We start from the raw sequence: 10,655 nt of genomic DNA, 5'->3' as shown, positions 1-10,655 counted from the left end.
CCAAGGCCAATAGCCAGCGCGACTTCGCTCTTGCTGCCTAAGTAGCAGAGTGCGTGGCCGCGGGCACGGCCCCGGCGAGAGCACTCGATCGGGTGAAGCGCGAACAGTCCGGTCGCCGCGACGCCGGGAGCTGCGACAACGGCCGGACGACCGGGGTGGAAGGCCTGGCTCCGGCTCGGCATGGCAGGAAACACACCTGGCCCAGCGGAATCCTGTTTGTTTGAGATTGCATGGTCGTGCATAATCATGCGTATGACGGTGAAGATCGCGGTGGCCGGCGCGAGCGGCTACGCGGGCGGGGAACTGTTGCGCCTGTTGCTGACCCATCCGGAAGTCGAGATCGGTGCGCTGACGGCGGCGAGCAGCGCGGGGACGCTGCTGGGCACGCACCAGCCGCACCTCGCGCCCCTGGCCGGGCGCGTGCTGGCCGAGACGACGGCGGAAACGCTGGCCGGCCACGACGTCGTGTTCCTCGCGCTGCCCCACGGCCACTCGGCCGAGGTCGCGGCGCAGCTCGGACCCGACGTGCTCGTGGTCGACCTCGCCGCAGACCACCGGCTGGCCGATCCGGCCGACTGGCAGCGCTGGTACGGCGGCGAGCACGCCGGGCAGTGGCCCTACGGCCTGCCCGAGCTGCCCGGCGCGCGCGAGAAGCTCGTGGGCACCAATCGCGTCGCGGTCCCCGGCTGCTTCCCGACCGGCGGCTCGCTCGCCCTCGCCCCGGCGCTGGCCGCGGGCTTGGTCGAGCCCGACGTCACGGTCGTGGCGGTCACCGGCACGTCCGGCGCGGGCAAGAGCCTCAAGCCGAACCTGCTCGGGTCCGAGGTTATGGGGTCCGCCAGCGCGTACGGAGTGGCGGGCAAGCACCGGCACACCCCCGAGTTCGCCCAGAACCTCTCCGGCGCGGCGGGAAAGCCGGTGACCGTGTCCTTCACACCCGTGCTCGCTCCGATGCCGCGTGGCATCCTCACCACCGCGACGGCGCCGCTGATCGGCGACGTCGACGAGAACACCGTGCGCGAGGTGTACGAGAAGGCCTACGACGCCGAACCGTTCGTGCAGTTGCTGCCCGCCGGGATGTGGCCCGCGACGGCTTCGACCCTCGGGTCGAACAACGTCCAGCTCCAGGTGGGCGTGGACGCCGACGCGGGCAGGCTCGTCGTGATCTGCTCGATCGACAACCTCACCAAGGGCACCGCGGGCGGTGCCGTCCAGTCGATGAACCTGGCGCTCGGATTCCCCGAGACCACCGGACTTTCCACCGTGGGAGTGGCACCGTGACCGTCACCGGCCCGAAGGGCTTCCGCGCCGCCGGCGTCGCCGCAGGCATCAAGGCCTCCGGCGCGCTCGATCTCACGCTCGTCGTGAACGACGGCCCGCTCGACGTCGCCGCGGGCGTGTTCACGCGCAACGTGATCAAGGCCGCGCCCGTGCTGTGGTCGCAGGAAGTCCTGAAGCAGCAGAAGCTCAAGGCGGTCGTGCTCAACTCGGGCGGCGCCAACGCGGCGACCGGCCCGGGCGGGTTCCAGGACACACACGCCACCGCGGAGAAGGTCGCCGAGGTCCTCGACATCGGCGCGATCGAGGTGGCCGTGTGCTCCACCGGCCTCATCGGCGAACGGCTCCCGATGGCCGCGGTGCTGTCCGGAGTGGACAGTGCCGTCAAGGCCCTCGACGCGAGCGCCGAGGCGAGCGTGAACGCCGCGTCCGGCGTGATGACCACCGACACCAAGCCGAAGCAAGCGTTTGCGAAACACGACGCGGGCTGGAGTGTCGGCGGCTTCGCGAAGGGTGCCGGCATGCTCGCGCCGAACCTCGCCACGATGCTGTCGGTCCTCACCACGGATGCCGTGGCGGACAAGGAAGTTCTCGACCGCGCGCTGCGCGCCGCCACCCGCGTCACCTACGACCGGCTCGACGTCGACGGCGGCACGTCCACCAACGACACGGTGCTGGTGCTCGTGTCCGGCGCGAGCGGGGTCGAGCCGACGGAGGCCGAGCTCACCGAGCAGCTCACCGCCGTCGCCCACGACCTCGTGCTGCAACTGCGCGCCGACTCCGAAGGCGCGACGAAGGACGTCGACGTCACGGTGCGCGGCGCCGCGTCCGAGGACGACGCCGTGGTGGTCGCCCGCACGATCGCCGAGGACAACCTCGTGAAGACGGCGCTGTTCGGCTCCGACCCCAACTGGGGCCGCATCGCCATGGCGCTCGGCCGCGCGCCCGCGCGCATCGACCCCGAGACGGTGTCGATCACGATCAACGGTGTCACGCTGTTCGCCTCGGGCACCACCGCCGCGGACCGCTCGGCCGCAGACCTGTCGGGGCGCGCCATCGAGGTCGTCGTCGACCTGGGCGTCGGCTCGGCCGAGGCCACGATCTACACCACCGATCTGTCGCACGGCTACGTCGAAGAGAACAGCGCCTACTCCTCATGACCGGCACGGAGGACCTGATTTCCGCGGACGACAGGCTCGAGACGGCGGCCGAGAAGGCCGGGGTGCTCATCGAGGCGCTGCCGTGGCTGCAGCGGTTCCACGGCGCCACCGTGGTGGTGAAGTACGGCGGCAACGCCATGATCGACGACACCCTCAAGGCGGCCTTCGCGCAGGACATGGTGTTCCTGCGTCTCGCCGGCCTGCACCCCGTGGTCGTGCACGGCGGGGGACCGCAGATCACCGCGATGCTCACCCGGCTCGGCGTCGAGGGCGAGTTCAAGGGCGGCCTGCGCGTGACCACGCCCGAGACGATGGACATCGTCCGCATGGTGCTGGTCGGGCAGGTCAGCCGCGAGCTGGTCGGCCTGATCAACGCTCACGGCCCGTACGCCGTCGGCATCTCCGGTGAGGACGCGCGCCTGTTCACCGCCGAGCGCAAACAGGCCACTGTGGACGGTGAACAGGTCGACATCGGCCTCGTCGGCGAGGTCGCCGCGGTGAACCCCGACGCGGTGCTCGACATCGTCAACGCCGGGCGCATCCCCGTGGTGTCCACGGTCGCGCCCGACATCGACGGCGTGGTGCACAACGTCAACGCCGACACGGCCGCGGGCGCGCTGGCCGCGGCGCTGGGCGCGGAGAAGCTCGTGGTGCTCACCGACGTGGAGGGCCTCTACGCCGATTGGCCCGACCGCTCGTCGCTGATCGACCGCATCCAGGTCGACCGGCTGGAGAAAATGCTGCCCGAGCTGGCCAGCGGCATGATCCCGAAAATGGAGGCCTGCGTGCGCGCGGTGCGCGGCGGCGTGCGCCGCGCCCACGTGATCGACGGACGCCTCGCCCACTCCGTGCTGCTGGAGGTCTTCACCTCCCGCGGCGTCGGCACGATGGTCTACCCCGAGCCCACCCTTTACCCCGAGCCCACCCCGAACCCCGAAAACCCAGGAACGGAGCTCCCGTGACCACCCCGACCTCGAACGAGGCGAGCCGGCAGCACTGGCAGTCGGCCCTGATGGACAACTACGGCACCCCCGGGCTGACGCTTGTCCGCGGCGAGGGCGCGAGGGTGTGGGACGCCGAGGGCACCGAGTACCTCGACCTCGTCGGCGGCATCGCGGTCAACGCGCTCGGCCACGCCCACCCCGAGGTGGTGCGCGCCGTCTCCGAGCAGATCGCGACGCTGGGCCACACGTCGAACCTGTACGTGAACCCGGTCGCGCTGGAGCTTGCCGAGGCGCTGCTCGACGTCGCGGGGCTGACCGGCCAGGGCAAGGTGCTGTTCGTGAACTCCGGCGCCGAGGCCAACGAAGCGGCGTTGAAGATCAGCCGCCTGACCGGCCGCACCAAGGTCGTCGCGGCGGAGGGCGCGTTCCACGGCCGCACGATGGGGTCGCTGTCGCTCACCGGCCAGCCGGGCAAGCGCGAACCGTTCGCGCCCCTGGTCCCCGGGGTCACGCATGTGCCGTTCGGCGACGTCGAAGCGCTGCGCGCGGCCGTCGACACCGACACCGCTGCCGTGTTCCTCGAGCCGGTGCTCGGCGAAGCCGGCGTGATCCCCGCGCCCGACGGCTACCTGCAGGCGGCTCGCGAGATCACCAAGGCGACTGGCGCGCTGCTCGTGCTCGACGAGGTGCAGACCGGCATCGGCCGGCTCGGCACCTGGTTCGCCTTCCAGCAGACGGGCATCGTCCCCGACCTCATCACGCTCGCGAAGGGCCTCGGCGGCGGGCTGCCGATCGGCGCCGTGATCGGCATCGGCGCGGCGGGCGAGCTGCTGAAGCCGGGCCAGCACGGCACCACGTTCGGCGGCAACCCGGTCTGCTGCGCGGCCGGTCTGGCCGTGCTGCGCACGATCGCGCGCGACAACCTGCTCGACCACGTTTCCTCGCTGGGCAAGGACATCGCGACCGGCGTCGAGGCGCTCGGGCACCCGCTCGTCAGCGGTGTGCGCGGCGCCGGGCTGCTGCTCGGCATCACGCTGCGCGAGCCGGTGTCCGCCGCGGTCGCCAAGGCCGTGCAGGGAGCCGGCTACCTCGTCAACCCCGTCGCACCGGACACCATCCGGCTCGCCCCGCCGCTGGTGCTCGAGGCCGAGCAGGCCCAGGCCTTCCTGACCGCATTCCCGGACGCGCTCGACTCCACCACCACGAAGGATCCGAACTGATGCCTCGCCACTTCCTCCGCGACGACGACGTCAGCCCCGCCGAGCAGGCCGCTCTCCTGGACCTCGCCGACGCGCTCAAGGCGGACCCGCTCGGCAACAAGATCCTGGCCGGCAAGACGGTCACGGCGATCTTCGAGAAGAACTCCACCCGCACGCGCTTCTCGTTCGAGGTCGGCATCAGCCAGCTCGGCGGGCACCCGGTGATCGTCGACGGCCGGTCGATGCAGCTGGGCCGCGAGGAGACCATCGAGGACACCTCGCGCGTGCTGTCGCGTTACGTCGACGGAATCGTGTGGCGCACCTTCGCGCAGAAGCGCATCGACTCCATGGCGTCGGTCGCGTCGGTGCCGGTCGTGAACGCGCTCACCGACGAGTTCCACCCGTGCCAGGTCCTCACCGACCTCATGACCATCCGCGAGCGCAAAGGCAAGCTCGCCGGGCTGACACTGGTGTACCTCGGCGACGGGGCCAACAACATGGCCCACTCGCTGCTGCTCGGCGGCGTGACCGCGGGCATGCACGTGCGGGTCGTCTCGCCCGAGGGCTTCCAGCCCGACCAGCAGGTGATGCTCGACGCGAAGCACCGCGGCACCGAGACCGGCGGCAGCGCGGCCGTGTTCACCGACCCGCACGACGCCGTCGCGGGCGCCGACGTGCTGGTCACCGACACCTGGACGTCCATGGGCCAGGAGAACGACGGCCTCGACCGGGTCGGCCCGTTCCGGGCGCTGCAGGTCAACACCGAGCTGCTCAAGCGCGCGGCCGACGAGGCCATCGTGCTGCACTGCCTGCCCGCGCACCGCGGCTGGGAGATCACCGACGAGGTGCTCGACGGCCCGGCCAGCGCGGTGTGGGACGAGGCCGAGAACCGTCTGCACGCCCAGAAGGCGCTGCTGGTCTGGTTGTTCGAGCAGAGCGGGCGATGACCGGCAGCCGGGTCGGGCGCCAGGCTCGCATCACGGAGCTGGTGTCCACGATGGCCATCCGCAGCCAGACCGAGCTCGCCAAGCTGCTCGCGGCCGAGGGCATCGAGGTCACGCAGGCGACGTTGTCGCGCGACCTAGACGAGCTTGGTGCCGTGAAGCTGCGCGGCGCCGACTCGGGGGCGCCGGTCTACGTCATCCCCGAGGACGGCAGCCCGGTGCGCGGGGTGCAGGGTGGTACGTCGCGGTTGTCCCGGCTGCTCGCGGAACTGCTCGTCTCGGCCGACGCGTCGGCCAACCTCACCGTGCTGCGCACGCCGCCCGGCGCCGCGCAGTTCCTCGCGAGCGCCATCGACCGCGCCGCACTGGAGGAGGTCGTCGGCTCCATCGCCGGCGACGACACGGTCGCTGTCATCGCCCGCGAACCGTTGAGCGGCCGCGATCTCGCGGAACGGTTCACCGCGCTCGCCCGGCGCTCGGCGGACGGCGAGGAGCTGTGACCACCGTCCTCGCCTACGCCGGTGGCCCCGCCGGCTCGGCCGCGCTGGCCCGCCTCGCGCGGGATACGGACGTGGTCACGGTCTCCGTCGACCTCGGCGCGGCCGACGTCGACCTCACGGCGCTGCGTGAGCGGGCCCTGGCGGCCGGCGCGGCGGAGTCGATCGTGATCGACGCGCGCGCCGAGTTCGCCAACGAACACTGCCTGCCCGCCCTGCAGTCCAACGCGTTGCTGTACGACCGTTATCCGCTCGTGGGGTCGCTGGCTCGTCCGCTGATCGAGAAGCACGTGACCGCGATCGCCCGCACGCGCAACGCCGATGTCGTGTGGCCACGCGAACAGCGCGGAAAGCTGTCTCCCGACCGCACGCTCTGGGGCCGCGCCGTCGTGGTCACCGACCCCGATCCGTGGCACGGACCCGGTGACGTCTTCGCCTACACCGAGGACGCCGCGGCCAACATCGACGCGCCCGACGAAGCCGTGATCACGTTCGACCGCGGGGTGCCTGTGGCCGTCGACGGCGAGACGGTGAGCGTGGCCGAGGCCGTGGTGCGGCTCGGGCACCGCGCCGGCGCCCACGGCGTCGGCCGGTTCGACCTCGCCACCGACGGCTGTGACCTCGGCCGCGAGATCTACGAAGCCCCCGGCGCGTGGGTGCTGATCACCGCGCACCAGGAGCTGGAGAACCTGACGCTGGACCGGGACCTGGCCCGGTTCAAGCGTTCGGTCGACCGGCGCTGGACCGAGCTCGTCCACGACGGGCTCTGGTCCTCGCCGCTGCGCGAGCCGCTCGACGCGTTCGTGCGGCACAGCCAGGAGCACGTGTGCGGCGACGTCCGGCTCGTGTTCCACGGCGGCACCGCCGTCGTCACCGGGCGCCGCGGCGAAGAGCCCGCCGGACGCGGCAGGCACCTGCGCCCCGTCGGCCGGCGGTACCGTCCCCTGACCGGGCAGGAGCACCCGGACCACCCGACCCACCGGGCATCGTGAGACGCCCGAGGCAGAAAGGCAGAACGTGAGCGCGAAAGACCAGCCGGTGGCCCTGTGGGGCGGCCGGTTCGCCAGCGGACCGGCCGAGGCGATGGCGGCGCTGAGCGCCTCCACCCACTTCGACTGGCGCCTGGCGCCCTACGACATCGCCGGCTCGCGGGCCCACGCCCGCGTGCTGCGGAAGGCGGGGCTGCTCACCGACGCGGAGCTGGCTGGCATGCTCGAGGCGCTCGATACGCTCGCGCAGGACGTGGCCTCGGGCGCGTTCACGCCGACGGTGGCCGACGAAGACGTGCACACCGCCCTCGAACGCGGGCTGCTGGAGCGCGCGGGCACGGAGCTGGGCGGCAAGCTGCGGGCGGGCCGCTCGCGCAACGACCAGGTGGCCACACTGTTCCGCATGTGGCTGCGCGACGCCGCGCGCCGCGTGGTCGCGGGCACCCTCGACGTGGTCGACGCCCTCGTTTCGCAGGCGCAGCGCCACCCCGAGGCCATCCTGCCCGGCCGCACGCACCTGCAGCACGCGCAGCCGGTCCTGCTCGCGCACCACCTGCTGGCCCACGGCCAGGCGCTGCTGCGCGACGTCTCCCGCCTGCGCGACTGGGACGCCCGCACCGCGGAGTCGCCGTATGGCTCGGGCGCGTTGGCCGGCTCGTCGCTGGGCCTCGACCCGGAGGCCGTGGCCACGGAGCTGGGCTTCGACACGAGCGTGGAGAACTCCATCGACGGCACCGCTTCACGCGACTTCGTGGCGGAGTTCGCGTTCGCCGTCGCGATGCTCTCGGTGAACCTATCGCGGATCGCCGAAGAGGTGATCATCTGGAACACCGCCGAGTTCGGCTACGTGACCCTCGACGACGCGTGGGCCACCGGGAGCTCGATCATGCCGCAGAAGAAGAACCCCGACGTCGCGGAGCTCACGCGCGGCAAGGCGGGCCGGCTGATCGGCAACCTCACCGGACTGCTGGCGACGCTGAAGGCGCAGCCACTCGCGTACAACCGCGACCTGCAGGAGGACAAGGAGCCGGTGTTCGACTCGGTCGAGCAGCTGGAGCTCCTGTTCCCGGCGATCGCGGGCATGCTCGCCACCCTGACCTTTCACACCGACCGGCTCGCCCAGTTGGCCCCGGCCGGCTTCACGCTCGCCACGGACATCGCCGAGTGGCTGGTGCGCCAGGGCGTGCCGTTCCGCGTGGCCCACGAGGCGGCAGGGGAGAGCGTGCGCGTGGCCGAGGGCCGCGGTGTCGGCCTCGACGAGCTGACCGACGAGGAGTTCCGCACCATCAACCCGGCCCTCACACCGGCGGTGCGCGAGGTGCTCACCGTCGAGGGGTCGGTGCGCTCGCGCAACGCCCGCGGCGGCACGGCGCCCGAGCGCGTCGCCGAGCAGCGTGAGCGCCTCGTGGACCGGGTGACGACCGTGCGGCAGTGGCTGAAGTAGCGCGCCGGACCGGCCGGGGAGCCTGAGCTTCCCGGCCGGATCGATCACCCGGGAGCCGCCGGTTAGGCTGAGGCGGAACGAGGGGAGCACGCGTGGACCGGTTGTTCCGGCGCGAGGAACTGGCACTGGACCCGGTCGACCTGGGGCACCTGCTGCTCGGCGCGGTCCTCGAGGCCGACGCGCCCGACGGCACCGTCGGCGTGCGGCTCGTGGAGGTCGAGGCCTACCGCGGCTTCGACGATCCGGCGTCGCACAGCTTCCGCGGCAAGACCCCGCGCAACGCCCTGATGTGGGGCCCGGCGGGGTATCTGTACGTGTACTTCGTCTACGGCATGCATTTCTGCGCGAACGTCATCAGCGGGGAAGAAGACGAGCCCGGCGGGGTGCTCCTGCGCGCCGCCGAAGTGGTGCAGGGCGCGGACATTGTGCGCGCCCGGCGTCCCCACGCCCGCGGAAACGGCGAGATCGCCAAGGGACCCGCCATCCTCACGTCCGTGCTGCGCGTCGACCTCACGCAGAACGGCGTGGACCTCACGGACCCGTCCTCGCCGGTCCGGCTGCGGGTGGGGGAGCGCGTGCCGCCCGAGCGGATCCGCAGCGGCCCGCGGGTCGGCGTCGCCACGGGGATCGACACGCCGTGGCGGTTCTGGGTCGACGGCTCGCCCGCCGTGTCCACCTACCGGCGCGGCAGCAAACGGCGGCAGGTGCGCCCCGCGGGTTAGTCGCTTGACCTGGTGCGGGAGGATCTACAGGTGTGAGTGAGCACATCCTTGACGAGCTGTCCTGGCGCGGCCTGATCGCGCAATCCACCGACATCGACGCATTGCGGCGAGACCTCGACCAGGGACCCCTCACCCTCTATTGCGGCTTCGACCCGACCGCGCCCAGCCTGCACGCCGGCAACCTCGTCCCGCTGCTGATGCTCAAGCGTTTCCAGCGCGCCGGGCACCGGCCGATCGTGCTGGCCGGCGGTGCGACGGGCATGATCGGCGACCCGCGCGACACGGGGGAGCGCACGCTCAACACCCTCGACGTGGTCGCCGAGTGGGCGGGGCGTATCCGCGGGCAGTTGGAGCGGTTCGTCGAGTTCGACGATTCGCCGACGGGCGCCGTGGTCGAGAACAACCTGAACTGGACCGGCCAGCAGAACGTGCTGGAGTTCCTGCGCGACGTCGGCAAGCACTTCTCGGTGAACGTGATGCTCAACCGGGAGACGGTGAAGCGCCGGCTCGAGTCCGACGGCATGTCCTACACCGAGTTCAGCTACCTGCTGCTGCAGTCGCAGGACTACCTGCAGCTCTACCGGCAATACGGCTGCACGCTGCAGGTCGGCGGCTCCGACCAGTGGGGCAACCTCGTCGGCGGGGTCGACCTCATCCGGCGGGTCGAGAGCGGCAGCGCGCACGCGCTGACGGCGCCCCTGGTCACCGACGCCGAGGGCCGCAAGTTCGGCAAGTCCACCGGCGGCGGGAACCTGTGGCTCGACCCGGAGATGACCTCGCCGTACGCCTGGTACCAGTACTTCGTGAACGTCGGGGACGCCGACGTGATGCGTTACCTGCGCATGTTCACCTTCCTCACCCGGGAGGAGATCGACGCGCTGGCCGAGGACACCGAACAGCGGCCCCACCTGCGCGCGGCGCAGAAGCGGCTCGCTCAGGAGTTCACGGACCTCGTGCACGGCGAGGACCAGACGCGGCAGGTCATCGCGGCCAGCCAGGCGCTGTTCGGGCGCGGTGAGCTGGGTGAGCTCGACGCGAAGACGCTCGACGCGGCGATGGCCGAGGTCCCGACCGGCAAGGCGTCGGACGAGTCGACGATCGTCGACCTGCTGCTCGCCGGGGGACTGGTGGACAGCAAGGGCGCCGCGCGCCGCACGGTGAAGGAGGGCGGGGCGTACGTGAACAACGTGAAGATCGCCGACGAGGAGTGGACGCCGGCCGCGTCCGACGCGCTCCACGGACGTTGGCTCGTGGTGCGGAAGGGCAAGCGGAACATCGCCGGCGTCAGCCTCGCCGGCTGATCCCGGCCGACGGCCCGAAACAGGGCCCTGACCAGCGGGAACGCGGTTAAGGTACCCCCCTGTTTCGGGCCCTTTCGGGCCGTGTAAAGTTCTCCAAGTCGCCAGGGAAACCGGGCGGCCACCGGGACACGAACCAAGCTCTCGCCTCAGGCGATTGAGTGGGTGGCCCAAACAACA

10 protein-coding genes are annotated in these 10,655 nt (G+C 71.6%); all 10 read left to right on the top strand.

Annotated elements, in window-relative coordinates; genetic code table 11:
• The first annotated feature begins 252 nt into the window (after positions 1-252).
• The 10 genes from argC to tyrS all read left to right on the top strand — a co-directional run bounded on the left by argC (position 253) and on the right by tyrS (position 10,478).
• Positions 253-1,281, top strand: coding sequence for an N-acetyl-gamma-glutamyl-phosphate reductase (gene argC, locus AB0M56_RS50105; RefSeq protein ID WP_364190638.1), 1,029 nt, complete (start codon positions 253-255; stop codon positions 1,279-1,281).
• Positions 1,278-2,438: a bifunctional glutamate N-acetyltransferase/amino-acid acetyltransferase ArgJ gene (gene argJ / locus AB0M56_RS50100; RefSeq protein WP_364190636.1), complete on the top strand. Its 1,161-nt coding sequence runs from the start codon at positions 1,278-1,280 to the stop codon at positions 2,436-2,438. The genes argC and argJ overlap by 4 nt, the downstream gene beginning before the upstream one ends.
• The gene (gene argB / locus AB0M56_RS50095; RefSeq protein ID WP_364190633.1) at positions 2,435-3,400 is read left to right on the top strand and encodes an acetylglutamate kinase; all 966 of its coding nucleotides are present in this window, start codon (positions 2,435-2,437) and stop codon (positions 3,398-3,400) included. Before argJ ends, argB begins: the two co-directional genes overlap by 4 nt.
• The gene (locus tag AB0M56_RS50090) at positions 3,397-4,602 is read left to right on the top strand and encodes an acetylornithine transaminase (RefSeq protein WP_364190630.1); all 1,206 of its coding nucleotides are present in this window, start codon (positions 3,397-3,399) and stop codon (positions 4,600-4,602) included. The genes argB and AB0M56_RS50090 overlap by 4 nt, the downstream gene beginning before the upstream one ends.
• On the top strand, positions 4,602-5,528 hold the full coding sequence (gene argF / locus AB0M56_RS50085; protein WP_364190627.1) for an ornithine carbamoyltransferase: 927 nt from the start codon (positions 4,602-4,604) through the stop codon (positions 5,526-5,528). The genes AB0M56_RS50090 and argF overlap by 1 nt, the downstream gene beginning before the upstream one ends.
• Complete coding sequence (locus AB0M56_RS50080) at positions 5,525-6,025, top strand: arginine repressor (RefSeq protein ID WP_364190624.1); 501 nt, start codon at positions 5,525-5,527, stop codon at positions 6,023-6,025. Before argF ends, AB0M56_RS50080 begins: the two co-directional genes overlap by 4 nt.
• Entirely contained in the window at positions 6,022-7,014 is a 993-nt protein-coding gene (locus AB0M56_RS50075) for an argininosuccinate synthase domain-containing protein (protein WP_364190621.1), read from the top strand. The genes AB0M56_RS50080 and AB0M56_RS50075 overlap by 4 nt, the downstream gene beginning before the upstream one ends.
• Before the next feature lie 25 nt (positions 7,015-7,039).
• A complete protein-coding gene (gene argH / locus AB0M56_RS50070; protein WP_364190618.1) occupies positions 7,040-8,455 on the top strand; it encodes an argininosuccinate lyase in 1,416 nt (471 codons plus the stop codon).
• Positions 8,456-8,547: 92 nt separating this feature from the next.
• Complete coding sequence (locus AB0M56_RS50065) at positions 8,548-9,177, top strand: DNA-3-methyladenine glycosylase (RefSeq protein ID WP_364190615.1); 630 nt, start codon at positions 8,548-8,550, stop codon at positions 9,175-9,177.
• Between the two features lie 32 nt (positions 9,178-9,209).
• Positions 9,210-10,478, top strand: a complete 1,269-nt coding sequence (gene tyrS / locus AB0M56_RS50060; RefSeq protein ID WP_364190612.1) for a tyrosine--tRNA ligase — start codon at positions 9,210-9,212, stop codon at positions 10,476-10,478.
• Positions 10,479-10,655: the final 177 nt, after the last annotated feature.

This window comes from Amycolatopsis sp. NPDC051372, assembly GCF_040682095.1.
Classification (GTDB): domain Bacteria; phylum Actinomycetota; class Actinomycetes; order Mycobacteriales; family Pseudonocardiaceae; genus Amycolatopsis.
The sequence above is the reverse complement of the archived record's forward strand: the minus strand, read 5'-3'. Positions and strand labels throughout refer to the sequence as shown.